This window comes from Microbacterium trichothecenolyticum (genome assembly GCF_000956465.1).
Taxonomy (GTDB): domain Bacteria; phylum Actinomycetota; class Actinomycetes; order Actinomycetales; family Microbacteriaceae; genus Microbacterium; species Microbacterium trichothecenolyticum.
Map to the genome: position 1 here is coordinate 191,517 of NZ_JYJA01000038.1, position 16,694 is coordinate 208,210.

17 protein-coding genes and 1 riboswitch are annotated in these 16,694 nt (G+C 69.9%); of the genes, 8 read left to right on the top strand and 9 right to left on the bottom strand.

What is annotated here, in order from left to right:
- The first annotated feature begins 86 nt into the window (after positions 1-86).
- Entirely contained in the window at positions 87-1,967 is a 1,881-nt protein-coding gene (locus RS82_RS15125) for a phosphoenolpyruvate carboxykinase (GTP) (RefSeq protein WP_045300910.1), read from the top strand.
- A 238-nt stretch (positions 1,968-2,205) separates the two neighbouring features.
- Here the strand turns inward: RS82_RS15125 and RS82_RS15130 are convergent, their stop codons facing one another.
- Positions 2,206-4,203, bottom strand: a complete 1,998-nt coding sequence (locus RS82_RS15130) for an ABC transporter ATP-binding protein (RefSeq protein WP_084695685.1) — start codon at positions 4,201-4,203, stop codon at positions 2,206-2,208.
- 26 nt (positions 4,204-4,229) lie between these two features.
- The gene (locus RS82_RS15135) at positions 4,230-4,445 is read right to left on the bottom strand and encodes a transcriptional regulator (RefSeq protein WP_045300911.1); all 216 of its coding nucleotides are present in this window, start codon (positions 4,443-4,445) and stop codon (positions 4,230-4,232) included.
- Positions 4,446-4,596: 151 nt separating this feature from the next.
- Between RS82_RS15135 and RS82_RS15140 the strand changes: the two genes are divergently transcribed.
- The 7 genes from RS82_RS15140 to RS82_RS15170 all read left to right on the top strand — a co-directional run bounded on the left by RS82_RS15140 (position 4,597) and on the right by RS82_RS15170 (position 9,737).
- Positions 4,597-5,538 (top strand): ABC transporter ATP-binding protein, encoded by a 942-nt coding sequence (locus tag RS82_RS15140; protein ID WP_045300912.1) that lies wholly within the window; start codon positions 4,597-4,599, stop codon positions 5,536-5,538.
- Complete coding sequence (locus tag RS82_RS15145; RefSeq protein ID WP_084695686.1) at positions 5,535-6,407, top strand: ABC transporter permease; 873 nt, start codon at positions 5,535-5,537, stop codon at positions 6,405-6,407. The genes RS82_RS15140 and RS82_RS15145 overlap by 4 nt, the downstream gene beginning before the upstream one ends.
- Positions 6,404-7,231 (top strand): ABC transporter permease, encoded by an 828-nt coding sequence (locus tag RS82_RS15150; RefSeq protein ID WP_045300913.1) that lies wholly within the window; start codon positions 6,404-6,406, stop codon positions 7,229-7,231. The genes RS82_RS15145 and RS82_RS15150 overlap by 4 nt, the downstream gene beginning before the upstream one ends.
- Before the next feature lie 133 nt (positions 7,232-7,364).
- Entirely contained in the window at positions 7,365-8,039 is a 675-nt protein-coding gene (locus tag RS82_RS15155; RefSeq protein WP_045300915.1) for a TetR/AcrR family transcriptional regulator, read from the top strand.
- Positions 8,036-8,446, top strand: a complete 411-nt coding sequence (locus tag RS82_RS15160) for a hypothetical protein (protein ID WP_045300917.1) — start codon at positions 8,036-8,038, stop codon at positions 8,444-8,446. The genes RS82_RS15155 and RS82_RS15160 overlap by 4 nt, the downstream gene beginning before the upstream one ends.
- Complete coding sequence (locus RS82_RS15165) at positions 8,443-9,048, top strand: SRPBCC family protein (RefSeq protein ID WP_245619624.1); 606 nt, start codon at positions 8,443-8,445, stop codon at positions 9,046-9,048. The genes RS82_RS15160 and RS82_RS15165 overlap by 4 nt, the downstream gene beginning before the upstream one ends.
- Entirely contained in the window at positions 9,045-9,737 is a 693-nt protein-coding gene (locus tag RS82_RS15170) for a DUF4166 domain-containing protein (protein ID WP_245619625.1), read from the top strand. The genes RS82_RS15165 and RS82_RS15170 overlap by 4 nt, the downstream gene beginning before the upstream one ends.
- Positions 9,738-9,802: 65 nt before the next feature.
- Here RS82_RS15170 and RS82_RS15175 read toward each other — a convergent pair whose 3' ends face one another.
- From RS82_RS15175 to RS82_RS15205, 7 genes are all read right to left on the bottom strand, one after another.
- A complete protein-coding gene (locus tag RS82_RS15175) occupies positions 9,803-11,284 on the bottom strand; it encodes an MFS transporter (protein WP_045300919.1) in 1,482 nt (493 codons plus the stop codon).
- A 229-nt stretch (positions 11,285-11,513) separates the two neighbouring features.
- A complete protein-coding gene (locus RS82_RS15180; RefSeq protein ID WP_045300921.1) occupies positions 11,514-11,867 on the bottom strand; it encodes a hypothetical protein in 354 nt (117 codons plus the stop codon).
- 62 nt (positions 11,868-11,929) lie between these two features.
- The gene (gene ribH / locus RS82_RS15185) at positions 11,930-12,406 is read right to left on the bottom strand and encodes a 6,7-dimethyl-8-ribityllumazine synthase (protein ID WP_045300923.1); all 477 of its coding nucleotides are present in this window, start codon (positions 12,404-12,406) and stop codon (positions 11,930-11,932) included.
- Entirely contained in the window at positions 12,403-13,677 is a 1,275-nt protein-coding gene (locus tag RS82_RS15190; RefSeq protein WP_045300925.1) for a bifunctional 3,4-dihydroxy-2-butanone-4-phosphate synthase/GTP cyclohydrolase II, read from the bottom strand. The genes ribH and RS82_RS15190 overlap by 4 nt, the downstream gene beginning before the upstream one ends.
- A complete protein-coding gene (locus RS82_RS15195; RefSeq protein ID WP_045300927.1) occupies positions 13,674-14,297 on the bottom strand; it encodes a riboflavin synthase in 624 nt (207 codons plus the stop codon). The genes RS82_RS15190 and RS82_RS15195 overlap by 4 nt, the downstream gene beginning before the upstream one ends.
- Positions 14,297-15,334 carry a bifunctional diaminohydroxyphosphoribosylaminopyrimidine deaminase/5-amino-6-(5-phosphoribosylamino)uracil reductase RibD gene (gene ribD / locus RS82_RS15200; RefSeq protein ID WP_045300930.1) on the bottom strand — a complete coding sequence of 346 codons (1,038 nt, stop codon included), beginning with the start codon at positions 15,332-15,334 and terminating at the stop codon, positions 14,297-14,299. Before ribD ends, RS82_RS15195 begins: the two co-directional genes overlap by 1 nt.
- A gap of 68 nt (positions 15,335-15,402) precedes the next feature.
- A riboswitch (FMN riboswitch) is annotated at positions 15,403-15,574 on the bottom strand.
- A gap of 88 nt (positions 15,575-15,662) precedes the next feature.
- Complete coding sequence (locus tag RS82_RS15205; protein ID WP_045300932.1) at positions 15,663-16,622, bottom strand: sugar-binding transcriptional regulator; 960 nt, start codon at positions 16,620-16,622, stop codon at positions 15,663-15,665.
- Between the last annotated feature and the right edge of the window lie 72 nt (positions 16,623-16,694).

Below are 16,694 nucleotides of genomic sequence, written 5' to 3' on the forward strand. Positions count from 1 at the left end.
CGGCCCGTTACGCCCGAAAGTAGAGGAAGAGCACGAATCTGCATCGTCGAAACCATCTGACGGTTGAATCAACGAGGAGCGACACCATGGCCCTTGCCGACATCTTCCCCCGAACCGAAGGCTCCGCCGCCGCCCGTCCCACCCTCACCCGGACGTATGGCGAACTGCCGACCGTTCAGGGCGAAGGCATGGTCGCTCTGCGCGCATGGGTCGACGAGATCGCCGCCCTCACCCGGCCGGCGCGCATCCACTGGGTCGACGGCTCCCGCGCCGAGAACGACATGCTCCTTCGCGAGATGGTCGACGAGGGCAAGCTCATCAAGCTCAACCCCGAGTGGCGCCCGGGCTCCTACCTCGCCCGCTCCCACCCGAGCGACGTGGCGCGCACCGAGGCGCGCACATTCATCGCCTCGGAGCGCGAGGAGGACGCCGGTCCGACCAACAACTGGGCCGCGCCCGAGGAGATCCGCGCCACCATCACTCCGCTGTTCGCGGGCTCGATGAAGGGCCGCACGATGTACGTCGTGCCGTTCTCGATGGGTCCGGTCGGCGGCCCCCTGTCGCACATCGGCGTGCAGGTGACCGACAGCGCGTACGCCGTCACCTCGATCGGCATCATGACGCGCGTCGGCACCGACGTGCTGCGCGAGATCGCTGGCGGCGCGCACTGGGTCAAGACCGTGCACTCCGTCGGCGCCCCGCTGCAGCCGGGCCAGGCCGATGTCGCGTGGCCGTGCAACGACGAGAAGTACATCGTCCACTTCCCCGACACCCTCGAGGTCTGGTCGTACGGCTCGGGCTACGGCGGCAACGCGATCCTCGCCAAGAAGTGCTTCGCGCTGCGGATCGCCTCGGTGATCGGCCGCGACGAGGGCTGGCTCGCCGAGCACATGCTGCTCATCCGCGTCATCGACCCCGCGGGTCGCGCCTACCACATCGCCGCCGCGTTCCCGTCGGCGTGCGGCAAGACCAACCTCGCGATGCTCCGCCCGACGATTCCGGGCTGGCGGGTCGAGACCCTCGGCGACGACATCGCGTGGCTGCGCCCCGGTGAGGACGGCCGCCTCTGGGCCATCAACCCCGAGGCCGGCTTCTTCGGCGTCGCGCCCGGCACCGGCCAGTCCACCAACGTCACAGCGGTCGAGACGCTGTGGGGCAACACGATCTTCACGAACGTCGCGCTGCGCCCCGACGGCGACGTGTGGTGGGAGGGCCTCACCGACGAGCCGCCGGCACAGCTCACCGACTGGGAGGGCAAACCGTGGACGCCGGACTCCGGTCGTCCCGCCGCCCACCCGAATTCTCGCTTCACCGTCGCCGCGGCCCAGTGCCCGCAGATCGCCGACGACTGGGACGCCCCGCAGGGCGTGCCGATCGACGCGATCCTGTTCGGCGGCCGTCGCGCCACCAACGTGCCGCTCGTCGTCGAGGCGACGGACTGGACGCACGGCGTGTTCATGGGCTCGAACATCTCGTCGGAGAAGACCGCGGCCCAGGAGGGCACCGTCGGAGAGCTGCGGCGCGACCCGTTCGCGATGCTCCCGTTCTGCGGCTACAACATGGCCGACTACTTCGGGCACTGGCTCAAGGTCGGGCAGCAGCTGCGCTTCGATCGCGCACCGCGGGTGTTCCAGGTGAACTGGTTCCGCAAGGGCACGGACGGACGCTTCCTGTGGCCGGGCTTCGGCGACAACTCGCGCGTCATCGACTGGATCATCCGTCGCATCGAGGGCGAGGTCGGTGCCGTCGAGAGCCCGATCGGCCGCCTGCCGCACAGCGCCGACCTCGACCTCGACGGCATCGAGGTGTCGCAGGCCGACCTCGACGAGCTGTTCGCGGTCGACGCGCAGCTGTGGCTGCGCGAGGCCGACCTGACCGAGGAGTTCTACCGAACCTTCGACGGCCGCGTCCCCGCTCCGCTCTGGGCCGAGCTCGCCGCGCTCCGCTACCGCCTGCAGCGCGCCTGACCCGGTTCCGAAGCCTCGGCCCTGCCTGTGCGAGGGGTCGAGGCTTCGGTCTCGGTTGCGACCGGCGACAGTCGCACACAGACCGGCGCCCGGCCCTCTTCTTGGCAGAGGGGCCGGGCGCCTATTCCTTCTCCGACTCGGGCTGTTCCGCAGTCGCTTCCGGCGGGTGCGCGGCCCCGCCGAGCGCACAACGCGACTGCGGAACAGTGGGGATTCGGTCGGGCGGGGGCGAGGAGGATCAGACCAGCAGCTGGTGCTTCGCGAGGTCGCGGTACAGCGGCGTGGTCTGCACGAGCTCGGAGTGCGTGCCCTGGCCGACGACGCGGCCGTGCTCCATGACCACGATGTGGTCGCTGTCGACGACGGTCGACAGGCGGTGCGCGATCACGATGAGCGTGCGGCCGGCCGCGACGGCGTCGATCGCCTCGCGCATGCGCTGCTCGTTGAGCCCGTCGAGCGATGATGTCGACTCGTCGAGCAGCAGGATCGGGGGAGCGGCCAGCAGGGCCCGCGCGATCGCGAGCCGCTGGCGCTCGCCGCCCGAGAGCATCACGCCCGACTCGCCCACGGGCGCGTCGATGCCGAGGGGGTTGCGGTCGAGCACTTCGCCGAGGTTCACCGCGCGCAGCACGGCCTCGCACTCGGAATCGGATGCCTCGGGCGAGGCGAGTCGGAGGTTGTCGCCGATCGTCCCGGCCAGCGTCGGTGCGTCCTGCTCGACGTAGCCGAGCTGCGCGCGCAGTGCGTCGCGATCGAGCGTGCGAACGTCCGTGCCGTCGAGGAGGATCGCACCGTCGGTCGGGTCGTAGAAGCGCTCGATCAGCGCGAGGGTCGTGCTCTTGCCGGCGCCCGACGGGCCCACGAGGGCGACGCGCGCCCCCCGCGGGACCGAGAACGACACGCCCCGCAGCACCTCGGTGTCGGCGGAGACGGATGCCGCGGCATCCGCCGGCCCCTCGAGGCCGGAGTCGCCGGACCCGTCGCCGAGCACGATCGTCGACGTGTCGACGTGGGCGCTCTCGAGCACCGCCAGCGCCTCGGACTCAGCCTTGCGGCGCGCCTCGACGACGTTCTCGGGGTAGCGGAAGCGCACGTCTCGGAACTCGATCGCGGCCGCCTCGCGCGGCGCCGCGGCCGGTGCCGAGGCCGCGACGGCCCGCGCGGCGACCTCGGCGTCGTCCTGCGACTCGGTCGGGAGATCGAGCACCTCCTGGATGCGGCCCAGGGCGCCGAGAGCCTGGCTCACCGAGGTGATCGCGCCGAAGAAGGATCCCAGCGGTGCGATGAGCATGAACAGGAACATGATGAAGGTCACCAGGCTCGCGATCGACAGCGCGCCGGTGGCGACGCGGAAGCCGCCGAGCCCGATGACCACCAGCAGCGACACCTGCAGCGCGACGTTCGCGATCGGCACCACGAGCGCCGACACCTTCGCGATGCGCACGCCGACGTTGTAGGCATCCGTCGCCTGCGCCGTGACGGCGTCGACCTCGCGCTGGGTGGCGCCGGATGCGCGGACCGTGCGGATCGAGCCGGCCGCGCGCTCGACGCCCGACGCGAGCGCTCCCACCTTCTCCTGCTGCTCGGTGGACGCGGTGCGGATGCGGCCGCTCAGCAGCACCACGCCGAGCACCGAGACCCCGATCACGAGCACGATGATCGTGAGCAGCACCGGGTCGATGATCGCCATGGCGATGAGCGCGCCGGCGAACAGGAGCCCGTTGCCGATGGAGTCGGCGAGGCCCTGGGTGAGCGCGGCGTAGAGGAGCGTGGTGTCGCTGCCGACGCGAGAGACGATGTCGCCGGTGCGGCGTGCGTCGAACTCGCTGATGGGCAGGTGCAGGATGCGGGCGATGAGGCGGCGTCGGCTCGAGTACACGACGGCGGTGCCGGTGCGCTGCAGCAGGTAGTGCTGCCAGCCCGAGATGAGCGACGCGAGCAGCACGAAGCCGACGAGCGCCCAGATGAGCATGCCCAGGTCGAGGTTCTCCTGCACGCGTGTGATGACCTGGCCGACCAGCAGCGGCTGGATGAGCGACGCGCCCGCGCTCAGGATGCTCAGCACCACGACGACGGCGAGCGTGCGCTTGTGCTCGAAGAGATAGGGGAGCAGCTGCGAGAAGGTCGCGCGCGGCCCGTCTTCGGGCTTGCCGCGCCGAGATCGTCCGCGCCGGACGCGGGGCGACTCCGCAGGCGCGGGGATGGCGGGGGCTTCGTCGAGATCGGCGGAGGGCATGGGTGTACCTCGTTCGTGAAGGGGGCTTACCTTCGACCGTACTTCTTGTGGACGGCCTGCCGGCTCACGCCGAGGGCGCCGGCGATCGCCTGCCACGAGAAGCCGAGGTTGCGCGCCTTGCGCACCTGCACCTCCTCGGCACGTGCGAGCTCGCGGCGGACCTCGGCGAGACGGTGCAGCTCCGCGATCGGCTCGCGACCGCCTGCCGCCCCGATCAGGGTGGTCAGTTCGTCGCCGCTCATGGGGCAGCCTCTCACTCGGCAGACACGGATGCTGCGGACCGCGGCATCGTGTCAACCGTAGTTGACAGCGGGGCAGGCGTCAACTCATGTTGACGGCGGGTCGTCCAGCCCGGCACTGGGCGGTGTCGGAGCGGGGCGTTAGGGTAGTCCGGTGCCTGCCCCCGTGATCACCGCTGACAACCTCGTCAAGGCCTACAAGGTCAAAGGCAAGCCCGACTTCCTCGCCGTCGACGGACTGTCGTTCGAGGTCGCGCCGGGCGAGTCGTTCGGCCTGCTCGGCCCGAACGGTGCGGGCAAGTCCACGACGATGAAGATGGTGGGCGCGGTATCGACGCGCACCAGCGGAGACCTGTCGATCCTCGGGCTCGATCCCGACCGCTACGGCCCCGAGATCCGATCGCGCCTGGGCGTCGTGCCCCAGCAGGACAACCTCGACGGCGAGCTCAACGCGCGTGAGAACCTCTACATCTACGGCCGCTACTTCGGATTGCCGGGCAAGGTCTGCCACCAGAAGGCCGACGAGCTGCTCGCGTTCGCGCAGCTCGAAGACAAGGCGAAGAGCAAGGTCGAGCAGCTCTCGGGCGGCATGAAGCGGCGGCTCACGATCGCGCGCGGCCTCATCAACGACCCGCGCATCCTGCTGCTCGACGAGCCGACGACGGGTCTCGACCCGCAGGCGCGCCACGTGCTGTGGGACCGCTTGTTCCGCCTCAAGGAGCGCGGCACCACCCTCGTGCTGACCACGCACTACATGGACGAGGCCGAGCAGCTCTGCGACCGGCTCATCGTCGTCGACAAGGGCCGCATCATGGCCGAGGGCACGCCGGCCTCGCTCATCCGCGAGCACTCCAGCCGCGAGGTGCTCGAGGTGCGCTTCGGGTCCGACCGCAACGAGCAGGTGGCTCCGCAGCTCGAGGGCATCGGCGACCGCGTCGAGGTGCTGCCCGACCGCATCCTCGTCTACGCGAACGACGGCGAGGCGGCGCTCGAGACGGTGACGCACCGGGGGCTCACCCCGATCACATCGCTCGTGCGTCGCTCCAGCCTCGAGGACGTCTTCCTCCGGCTCACCGGAAGGTCGCTGATCGAATGAGCCTTCCTTCCGAAGACGCCACGACTCGCGTGCAGCCCACGCTCGACGAGCTGCGCGCCGAGGCGATGCAGTGGGGTCGCAAGCCCCGGGCACTGGGCACCTGGTACGTCACCGAGCACATGGTGCGCGCGATGCGCGCGTACGGCTGGACCATCATCGTCGGCGCGCTCGGCCAGCCCATCCTCTACCTGCTGGGGCTCGCCGTCGGCCTCGCCGCGCTCATCGACGCCCCGATCACGCAGAACGGCGTCGAGGTCTCGTACCTCGTGTTCGTCGCGCCGGCGCTTCTGATGACGGCCGCGATCTCGGTCGCGTCGGAGGAGTTCTCCTATCCGGTCATGGCCGGCTTCAAGTGGCGGCGCTACTTCTTCGGGTTCAGCGCGACAGGGCTGTCGCCGGGTCAGATCGCCGGTGGCGTCATCGCCGGCGCATCAGCGCGCATCATCGTCGTCGTGGTCGCGTACTACCTGTTCCTATGGCTGTTCCAGGCTGTGCCGAACCCCGAGACCGGGTGGCTCACCATTCCGATCGGCCTGCTCGCGGGCCTCGCGTTCGGCATCCCGTACATGGCGTACGCCGCGTCGATCACCGACGACAAAGGCCAGGTCGCGCTGGTGCAGCGCTTCATCTTCATGCCGATGTTCCTCTTCTCGGGCACGTTCTACCCGCTGGCCACGCTGCCGCTCTGGCTGCAGTGGATCGGCTGGGTGTCACCGCTGTGGCACGCGACCGAGCTCGGCCGCGTCGCCACCTACGGCCTGCCCATGGACCCGTTCGCGATCGTCGTGCACGTGGGCTACCTGCTCCTGCTGTCGATCGGCGGCTACGTGATCGGCCGCCGCATCTTCCAGAGGAGGCTCGGCGCATGACCGTCGCGACCGGAACCGAGACCGGCGCGATCCGTGCCGGCGGAGTGCGCGCGCTGTGGGCGGGCAACCCGCAGTCGGTCGTGCAGCGCGGCCTCATCGCCGCGCGCTCGTCGAGCTGGGCCGTCGTGCTGTCGGGCTTCTTCGAGCCGGTGTTCTATCTCGCCTCGATGGGCATCGGCCTCGGCTCGCTCATCGGCGACGTGCAGACCTCCAGCGGCGTCGAGGTGCCTTACGCCGCGTTCATCGCCCCCGCGCTGCTCGCCGTCTCGGCGATGAACGGCGCGATCTACGACTCGACGTGGAACGTCTTCTTCAAGCTCAACTACGGCAAGCTCTACGAGGGCATGCTCGCGACGTCGCTCGGGCCGCTCGACGTCGCGCTGGGCGAGATCCTCTACGCGCTGCTGCGCGGCCTGCTGTACGCGACCGGCTTCATGATCATCATGCAGATCCTCGGCCTCAACCTGGCGTGGACCGCGATCCTGGCGCTGCCGGCGGTGCTGCTCATCGCCTTCGGGTTCGCGAGCCTCGGCATGGCCGTCACGAGCTACATGAAGACGTTCCAGCAGATGGACTGGATCAATTTCGTGCTGCTGCCGATGTTCCTGTTCTCGGCGACGCTGTACCCGATCACGATCTATCCCGAGTGGATCCAGCACATCATCATGGCGTTCCCGCTGTGGCACGGCGTCGAGCTCGTTCGCGGACTCACCACCGGCATCCTCACACCCGAGATGTGGTGGCACGTCCTCTACTACGTCGTCATGATCGCCATCGGTCTGGTGTTCACGACGAAGCGTCTGCGCGCGCTGTTCCTCGACTGATTCCCGGCTGACGCGGATGCGGCAGCCCACGCGGGCTGCGGCATCCGCGTCTTCGCATCTCGGCGTGTCTGCGATGCGCCTCGTCGGCGAGTCACTCTTGAACATGTTCAGAAATGGCGATACGTTTCTGAACATGTCCAGTTCCATGGTGGCAGCAACCAAGAGCGAGCGCACGCGGGCGCTCATCCGCGACATCGCACTGCGTTCGTTCCGGGAGCGCGGGTACGACCAGACCACGATCAGGCTCATCGCGGCCGAAGCCGGCGTCTCGGTGGGCACGACCAATTACCACTTCGCGTCGAAGAACGACCTGGTCCAGGAGCTGTACCTCGACGTCCAGCAGCAGCACCGTGCGGCCGCGCAGCCACTGCTGGCGACGAGTGCCGATCTCATCGAGCGGCTCGGCATCGTGTTCCGCACGGGCCTCGCGCAGCTGGAGCCGTACCACCGCTTCGCCCCGGAGTTCCTCTCCGCGGCGGTCTCGCCACGCTCGTCGATCAACCCGCTGTCGAGCGACTCCTCGGAGTCGCGCGAGATCGTGGTCGGCCTCTTCCGCGAGGCGATCACCGGCGCCGCGGACAAGCTCCCGCCCGAGTTCGATGAGGGTCTGCCGTCGGCGCTGATGCTGGGCCACCTGCTCCTCGCTCTGTTCTGGGTCTACGACACCTCCGAGGGTCGCGAGCGCACGAGCAGGCTGCTCGAACGGGGCCTGCGGCTCCTCAGGCTCTCGCTCCCTCTGGTTCGGCTGCGCGTGCTCCGCAAGCCGCTGCGCGAACTGCTCGACCTCATCGCCGAGGTGCAGGCGTGACGAACCACGGCGAAGCCGCGTCGACCGCATCCGAGGAGTCCCCGGCCCCCGCGGACGTGGGGCTCTGGAGTGAGCGGTGGTTCCGCGTTCTCACGCTGGTGAACGTCGCCATCGTCATCGCGTCGGCGTGCGTCTGGGCTGCGTCACTGAGTGGCGCGCTGCCCATGGCGGCGTCGTGGCTGATGTTCGCGGTGCCTGTCGTTCCTGCCACCGTCGCGATGCCGGCCGTCTCGGTGGTCATCGTCGGGTCGGCTGCGGCCCTGTCCGCGCTGAACATGTTCGGCGAGAGGCAGAAGGGCCGGCGCTTCCTCCGCGCCATGACGGTGTGGGGCACCATCGCCCTCGGCGCGCCGGTGGCGTTCGCGGCGGTGTGGATCTTCGTCGCGGCGATCGGCTCGCTGCGGTGAGCGGGCGTGCGATCTACGTCAGCATCCGCATCGTTGCGCCGATGGAGCGGGTGTGGCGGCTCACCCAGGACCCCGCTCTGCATGAGCGCTGGGACGTGCGCTTCAGCCGCATCATTCCGACCGAACCCCTGGCCGGCGGCGGCACGCGCTTCGCGTACGAACGCCGCCTGCCCGGATGCACGATCACGGGCAACGGCACGACGATCGGCGAACGCGCGCGTCCCGATGGAACGCGCACCTCTGTGCTCCGCTTCGACAGCGACAGCCGGCTCTCACCGCTCGGCACCGGTCGAGGCTACTGGCGCTACCGCCCGGACGGTGACGACGTCGTCTTCACGACCGGGTACGACTACAGCCCGCAGTGGGGCCGCGCGCTGGATCTCATCGTTCGACCGCTGATGGGATGGGCGACCGCCTGGAGCTTCGATCGGCTGCGGATCTGGGCCGAGACCGGCATCCCGCCCGAGCGGTGGCCGCTCTGGTCGGTGCTGCGTTTCTGGCGATCGCAGCGGCCTCGGGCCGCGCGGTGTGAGCGCCGTCCCGCGAACCGCCGCGTCATGGAGGACGCCCCGACGACCCTGCACTCGCTGGTGCACCCGTGAGGGCCGAGACCGCGATCGCGACGTCCGTCTTCGCGCGGGCCATGGGCGATGACTTCGCCCGTCTCCACCCGATGCTGCAACGGCGTTTCGGTGTCGGCCTCGCGCCCGGCTACGCGTGCGTCGGCCGCGGCACCATGACCACGATTCGCCGAGGCCCCTGGTGGACGATCCCGTTCCTTCAGATCGGGCGCTTCCGCAACATCCTCATCCCCGAGACGGGCCGCGACATCGCGTTCACGATCGAGAACTATCCCTACCGCGACCCGTTCGGACGCGAGACGGTCACCTTCGTGCGCCACTTCCGGATGCCTCGTGCCGTGCGCCGCTTCGACGCCACGATGATCCTCGGCGACGACGGCCGCGTCATCGACTACCTCGGCAGCCATCAGCACCTCGCGGTCGACCTCCAGCTGACAGCGGAGCCCGACGGCAGCCTCCTGCTGCGATCCGACCGGCAGCGCTTCTACGAGGGCCCGTTCGGCTTCCGTTTTCCCATGCTCTTCAGCGGCCGTGCCGAGCTCCGCGAGAGCTACGACGACCGCGCACAGGTCTTCCGCATCCGCCTCGAGGTGCGCAACCGGCTCTTCGGATTCCTCTTCGGATACCAGGGCGAGTTCCGGTGCGAGTTCCCGCACGCGACCGACGCGCCCCTGCATGCGAAACCCGTCAGGCACGAGCGTCGGACGTGAGTGAAGACGATGGGATGCCTCGACCCGGCCGGGTCGAGGCATCCCATCGTCCTGCAGAACCAGGGCTAGAGCGAGCCGGTGGCTCCGACGCCCAGGTCGGCGTCGTAGTCGACGTCCTTCGTCTCGGGGGACAGGAGAAGCGCGATGAAGGTCAGCACTCCCATCGCCGAGAGGTACACGCCGACGAGCCAGGGGCTGCCGTCCGCCGAGGCCCACAGCGCCACCGCCACGATCGGGGCGAGCGCGGCGCCCAGGATCGACGACACGTTGTACGAGATGGCAGAGCCCGAGTAGCGGACATTCGTCGGGAAGAGCTCCGGCAGGACGGCGCCCATCGGTCCGAACGTCGAGCCCATCAGCATGAAGCCGAAGATGAGGAACGCCTGCGTCAGCGCACCCGTGAACTTCGGGTCGAGCTGCGGCGACAGGAACAGGTTGAACGTGAGGCCGAACACGATGATCAGACCCGTCACCCACAGCAGCAGGCGGCGGCGTCCGATCGTGTCGGCGATCGGGCCCGACAGCAGCGTGAAGATGCCGAAGAACACGACGCCGATGATCTGCATCACGACGAAGTCGGTGTAGCCGAAGCCGAGGCCCGGGTAGAACTGCGCGGCGAAGGCCGCCGGGTCGAACGCGGTGCCCGCGGCCTCGGCCGCCTTCTGCGCGGCCGCGGACGCGACCTCCAGGTCGGCGGCCTTCGTGCCGTACGAGAGCGTGAAGTTCGTCATCAGGTAGAACAGCACGTAGGTCGCCAGCATGATGAACGTGCCGAGGATCAGGTGCCACCAATGGTGACGCAGGACCGTGGCGAGCGGGAACTTGCGGATCGCACCCTTCTCCTCGGCCTTGACGAACGTGTCGGACTCGACGAGACGCAGACGCACCCAGAGGCCGATGATCACCATGACGGCGGAGAACAGGAACGGCACGCGCCAGCCCCACGCGAGGAAGTCGGCCGAGCGCTGGCCCGCGCCGTCGGGGTGGGGGAGCAGGAAGTTGATCGCGAGGAACACCGAGTTCGCGATGATGAAGCCGAGCGGCGCGCCGAGCTGCGGGAACGTGCCGTACCAGGCGCGCTTGCCCTTCGGGGCGTTCTCGGTCGCGACGAGCGCGGCGCCCGACCACTCGCCGCCGAGCGCGAAGCCCTGGGCGAGGCGCAGCACGAGCAGCAGCACGGCCGCCCACACGCCGATCTCGTTGAATGTCGGCAGGCACCCGATGAGGAACGTCGCGATGCCCATCGTGAGCAGGGACGCGACGAGCGTCGCCTTGCGGCCGAACCGATCGCCGAAGTGCCCGAACACGATCGCGCCCAGCGGACGCGCGATCATCGCGGCGCCGAAGACGCTGAACGACAGCAGGAGCGATGTGGTGTCGTTGCCGGTCGGGAAGAAGAGGATGGGGAAGACGAGGACGGCGGCGGTCGCGTAGACGTAGAAGTCGTAGAACTCGATCGTGGTGCCGACGAGGCTCGCGAGGATGACACGGGAGCGGGGGTTTGCGGGTGCCGCGGGGGTCGCGGCGGTCGTGCTGGGGGAGGACATATTCACCTGGGGCATACGCGGAGCGAGTCATCCGGATGGGATGCTGCGGTGGGCGGACGCCGGGCGCAGGGTGACGCGTCGGGCGGCACTGCACTGGATCACCGTGGGTGCGGGCGTTGTCGCCCGGTACGAAGGACCAGCCTACTCCCGGGATTCCGCCCCGGCCGCAGAGGCGGAGAACGGATGCCGCGGCCCAGGGCCCGCGGCATCCGTTCCGTGTGTCAGTCGGTCAGCGCCAGAGCACGGCGATCGCGGCGTTGGCGAAGGTGAGGACGCCGATCGACCAGAAGATGGCGCCGGGCACCGAGCCGGTCTTGCGCTGTCGGCCGGCGCCGATGCCCAGGAGTGCGCCGATGATGACGAGGATGACCAGCTTCACGCCGATCTTGGCGTAGTTGAGGTCGTAGTCGATGCCCCACGGGGCGGCGAGGATGAGGCCGGCGAGACCGGCGATCGCGAGGCCCCAGTTCATGAGGCGCGTGATCTGGTGCTTTCCGTTCACCGCTTCGACGACCCAGGCGCCGAAGAGGATGGCGAAGCCCACGAGGTGGACGAGCACGACGACGTGACGGAGGATTTCCATGCCATCAGTCTAGCTGAAGGTTGTCGTCGTGACCCGTCCGATTCGTCCCGCGCTCGCGCCGTTCAGGCGCGCAGGTCGCGGAGCACCACGGCGGTGCGGATGGCCGCGTCGGCCGCCTCGAACCCCTTGTCTTCGACGGAGCCCTCGAGGCCGGCGCGGGCGATGCCCTGGGCCTCGTCGTCGAGCGTCAGCACGCCGAAGCCGACAGGCTTGCCGGTGTCGAGCGCGACGCGGGTCAGGCCGTCGGTCGCCGCGTTCGAGACGAACTCGAAGTGGGGAGTGCCGCCGCGGATGATGACGCCCAGCGCCACGACCGCGTCGGCTCCGGCCTCCAGAGCCGCCTTCGCCACGACGGGGAGCTCGAACGAGCCGGGCACGCGAACGAGCCGGTGCGAGGCGCCCGCGGCATCGGCGGCGCGTGCGGCGCCCGCGATGAGGCCGTCGGTGATCGTCTCGTGCCACGTGCCCGCGACGACGACCAGGTCGAGTCCGCTGCCGTCGACAGGTGCCGTGGCCTCGGGTGCGCCCTTGCCGCTCATCGTTCTGCTCCTTCGTGCATGTGTGCGATGGCGTCCGCGAGGTCCGCCTCGTTGATGATGTGACCCATGCGATCGCGCTTGGTCTCCAGGTACTGGTGGTTGTTCGGGCCGACGCCGACCAGCAGCGGCACCTGCTCGACGATGTCGAGGCCGAGCTCGCGCAGCTGCTTCACCTTGTCGGTGTTGTTGGTCAGCAGGCGCACCTTCTCGATACCCAGGTCGGTGAGGATGCCCGCGGCCGCCGCGTAGTCGCGGGCGTCGGCCGGCAGGCCCAGCGCGAGGTTGGCGTCGACGGTGTCGAGGCCGCGCTCCTGCAGCGAGTAGGCGCGCAGCTTGTTGATGAGGCCGATGCCGCGACCCTCGTGGCCGCGCATGTAGATGACCACGCCGCCGTCCTGTTCGATGGCGTCGAGGGCGGCCTCGAGCTGCGGGCCGCACTCGCACTTGAGCGATCCGAACGCCTCGCCCGTCAGGCACTCCGAGTGCACGCGCACGAGAGGCGCGTCCGAGAGCTCGCCCGAGACGACCGCTATGTGGTCGGTGCCGGTGACGCGGTCCTTGTACGCGAGGAAGCGGAACTCGCCGTGCCCGGTGGGCACGTGCGCCTCCGCGCGCAGGCTCACGCGGCGCTTGTGGGCGTTGCGGATCGCGGGATCGCACGGGAAGTTCTCATCGAGGTGGGCGGCGAGCTGCTCGATCGTGATGACCGGGATGCCGTACTCGGCGCCCAGCTCCTGCAGCCCGGGCAGGCGCATCATGCTGCCGTCCTCCGCGACCACCTCGCCGATGACACCGACCGGTGCGAGTCCGGCGAGCTTCATGAGCTCGACGGCGGCTTCGGTGTGGCCGGCGCGCTCGCGCACGCCGCCGTCGACGGCGCGCAGCGGCAGGATGTGGCCGGGGCGGATCACGCTGGTGGGCGTCGATTCGGGGTTCGCGAGCACGTTGAGCGTGTGCGCGCGGTCCGCGGCGCTGATGCCGGTCGACACACGGTCGGCGGCGTCCACGCTCACCGTGTACGCGGTGCCGCGGGCGTCCTCGTTGTTCTCGACCATCGGCGGAAGGTCGAGGCGGTCGGCCCAGTCCGCGGGCATCGGCGCGCACAGGAAGCCGCTCGTCCAGCGGACCGTCCACGCGACCCACTCGGGAGTGGCGAGCTGGGCCGACAGGATGACGTCGCCCTCGTTCTCGCGGTTCTCATCGTCCGCGACGATGACCGGCCGGCCGGCGCGCAGCGCCTCCAGGGCCTCGGGGATCGTGGCAAGGCTCATTTCGAGCCTCCTTCCGTGGAAAAAGCCAGCAGGCGTTGCACGTGGCGCGCCAGGATGTCGGTCTCGAGGTTGACGCGATCGCCCGGCACGCGAGCGCCGAGCGTGGTCGCGGCGAGGGTCTCGGGGATGAGCGAGACCTCGAACCACCCCTCCCCGGGGGCGGCGGCGCTTGCACCGCTCACGGTGAGCGAGACGCCGTCGACGGCGATCGAGCCCTTGTCGACCACGAGCGGGGCGAGCTCGCCGGGGACCGAGATGCGCAGCACCTGCCACTGTTCGCCGGGTCGCACCTCGAGCACCTCGCCGGTGCCGTCGATGTGGCCCTGCACGATGTGCCCGCCGAGGCGGCCGTGCGCAGCCGTCGCGCGCTCGAGGTTGACCACGCGACCGGCGGAGACGCCCTCGAGGGTCGACATGTCGAGCGTCTGCTTCATCACGTCGGCGGTGAACCAGTCGGAGCCCTGGTCGACGACCGTGAGGCACACGCCGCTGACGGAGATGGAGTCGCCGTGCGCGGCATCCGACACCGCCTTCGGCCCTCGCACCGTGACGCGCACGCCGTCTCCCGACGGCTCGACAGCGGTGACCTCGCCGATCTCCTCGATGATTCCGGTGAACATCACTCGTCTCCTTCCGAAGCGGGGTGGGCGACGAACAGCAGATCGTCGCCGAGAGGGGTGACGGATGCCACGGCCAGGCGCCGCGCCTCGCCGATGGTGGTCACCCCGATGTCCTGCACCGCGAGCCGGTCACCGCCGAGCAGCACCGGAGCGACGTACACGAGCAGCTCGTCGGCGAGGCGCTCGCGCAGGAACGACGCCGCGACGGCGGGCCCGCCCTCGACGAACACGCGCTGCACGCCTCGGGTGCGCAGATCTTCGAGCAGTGCTCGCAGACCGCCCGAGGCCTCGTCGCCGGGGTACTGGAGGAACGCGTGCGGATGCTGCCGTACGCGCGCCGCCTCGGGCACGGCACGCGCGCCCACGACGACCGGGACCGGCTGGTGGGGCAGCAGCGAGCCGTCGTCGGCGCGGGCGGTGAGCGCCGGGTCGTCGGCGAGCACCGTGCCGGTGCCGGCGACGATCGCGTCGGCTTCGGCGCGGCGGCGGTGGACGTCGGCGCGAGCCTGCGGCCCGGTGATCCACGTGCTGGTGCCGTCGGATGCCGCGGCCCGGCCGTCGAGGCTCTGGGCCCACTTCACCGTCACGTGCGGCCGGCGCAGGCGCTGGACCGTCAGCCACGAGTCGAGGAGCGCGGTCGCCTCGTCGGCGAGCAGGCCGGCCTCGACCTCGACGCCGGCTGCGCGCAGCCGCGTGCCGCCGCCGGAGGAGTGGTCGCCGGGATCCGCGATCGCGTAGACGACCCGGGCGACGCCCGCGGCGATGAGGGCCTCGGAGCATGGTCCGGTGCGACCGGTGTGGTTGCAGGGCTCGAGGGTCACGATCGCGGTCGCGCCGCGCGCGGCGCCGGGCGCGAGCCTCGACAGCGCGTCCACCTCGGCGTGCGGGGTGCCCGCACCGCGGTGCCAGCCCTCGGCGATCACGTCGCCGTCCGGCGACAGCAGGAGCGCGCCCACCTGAGGGTTCACTCCGCGCGGACCTCGTCGGGCGATCGTCAGCGCCCGACGCATCGCGTCGTGTTCCACTGTGCTCGCCATCCGGCCCCTCGTCTCGTCGTTCTCGACGCCCCGGGGCATAGGAAGCGGAGGCGCGCATGGCGACGCCTCTGTGCTGCCTCCCATCCGGACTAGCGACCTGCTCCCTGAGGGGACCTGTCGCATCACCGTCGGTTCCGGAATTCCACCGGATCGGCCGTGGCGGCATCCGAAACGGATGCTGATGCCTAGGCTCGCGGACTGTCACCGCCGGTTCGGATTCTCACCGACCCCGGAGCACGTTGATGCTCTCGAGTGTAGTCAACGCGGCATCCGTGCATTCATTCCATGTCTTCGAATGAAGTCCGCACCCGACTCCTGCCGCTGCGGCTCACTCCAGGAGCGCCCGCGCGGTGGCCTCGTCGACGATGAGGTCCGTCGCGATGCCCGCGGCGAGGGCGCCACGGAGGCTCGCGAGCTTGGAGACTCCCGACACGATGCAGAGGCGCCGTGGGATGCCTCGCAGGAGGCCCAGGCTCGGGCCGGTGGCACGGTCGTTGAGGGCGATCCCGTCGCTCGAGCCGTCCGCGCGGTAGAAGACCGTGGCCACGTCGCCAACGACCCCCTCGTCGGCGAGCTGATCGAGTTCAGCCGGCTCGAGGTAGCCGCCGCTGTAGACGTGGCTCGGTACGCGCGATCCCGCGGAGCCGGTGCTGAAGAGCACGAGGTCCATCGCGGGGAGCATGTCGAGGATGCGCCGCGTGCTGCGCTCGCGCCACATCGCGTCCTTCGTGGCCGGGTCGTCGAAGAACGCCGGCACGGGGAACTGCTGCGCGCTCCCGTCGTAGGCGGCGGCGAACCGGCTGAGGATCTCGCTCGCGTAGAGGAGACCCGTCGAGTGGGTGTTGCCCGAGCCGTTCAGCTGCACGAATGTCGCGCCGTGCACTGACTTGGGCACGAGATGACGGCTCACGGCAGCGGTCGTCGATCCCCAGGCGACGCCCACGATCATGTCGTCCTGGACGAGGTCGAGGAGCGCGTGCGCGGCGGCGACGGCGACGCGCTGCAGCCGGTCGACCTCGGTGGTCTCGTCGGGAACGGGAACGACTTGGGTGAGGACGCCGAAGCGCTCGGCCAGTCGCTCCTCGAGCCGTTGCGGCGCGGCGAAGGGCGACCGGATGCGGATGTCGACGATGCCCGTCGCCCGGGCGTGCGTGAGCAGCCGCGACACCGTCGAACGCGACGTGCCGAGCTCCTGCGCGATCGCATCCATGGTGCGGTCCTGCACGTAGTAGAGGTGCGCGGCCGTGAGCGCGCGCTGCATCGTGCGGGCGTCGCCGATCTGGTCCATCGATCCATCGTGCACGTATGTGCATATCGTCTGCAAGGACGTCCGCCGGTGTCATGATGGGACGACACCACG